Annotated in this window: 1 pseudogene; it reads left to right on the forward strand. The window is 44.1% G+C overall.

Annotation, left to right across the window (positions count from 1 at the left end):
• Nucleotides 1–211, forward strand: a pseudogene (locus CBI42_RS12430) (ABC transporter ATP-binding protein); the annotation flags it as partial.

Below are 211 nucleotides of genomic sequence, written 5' to 3' on the forward strand. Positions count from 1 at the left end.
GCATGGTTACGTTGCTGCCGGTATCATTTACGCATTCATCACCTATCTGTCCAACTTCTATAACCCAATGTCTCAAATGATGGATCGTTTAAGTGACTTCCAAGATGGTGTGGTTGCCGGTTCTCGAGTCTTACGGATTATGGATGATCAAACCTATGAACCTCAACAACACGTTGACCCCAAGGCAACCATTACCTGTGGGAAAATTGAA

It is taken from the genome of Streptococcus sp. KR, from assembly GCF_002238115.1.
In the GTDB taxonomy this organism is placed as follows: Bacteria; Bacillota; Bacilli; order Lactobacillales; family Streptococcaceae; genus Streptococcus.